This window comes from Alkalihalophilus lindianensis, from assembly GCF_032843265.1.
Taxonomy (GTDB): domain Bacteria; phylum Bacillota; class Bacilli; order Bacillales; family Bacillaceae_D; genus Alkalihalophilus; species Alkalihalophilus lindianensis.
Map to the genome: position 1 here is coordinate 1 of NZ_JAWJBA010000136.1, position 321 is coordinate 321.

Genomic DNA, 321 nt, shown 5'->3' on the forward strand with positions numbered 1-321 from the left:
TTTTATTACACAGTCAATTCTAAGAGATTGCCTTCAGGATCTTCTATCACACTCTCATAATAGCCGTCCCCAGTGACACGAGGACCATTAACAAGGCGGTAACCATCGTTTTGTAATCGAGTTGTCATTTGATTAACGGACTCCCTGCTCCCCAGGGAAATGGCAATATGAGCCCAGCCAAGCCTATCATCCTGATCCGGTTTATCGATTCCTGCCTTAGACATAATCTCTAATCGTGCCCCTCCATCAAACGTAAGAAAATAGGATTCAAATTTCTTCTCTTTATTATGATACTTGGAGTTTGCATTCCCATTAAAGTAC

1 protein-coding gene is annotated in these 321 nt (G+C 41.7%); it reads right to left on the reverse strand.

All coding sequences use genetic code 11. The annotated features are described in order from the left end of the window. Positions 1-5 precede the first annotated feature (5 nt). Positions 6-321 (reverse strand): VOC family protein (locus RYX56_RS21655; protein ID WP_317124027.1); only part of this gene is annotated, 316 nt, incomplete at its 5' end.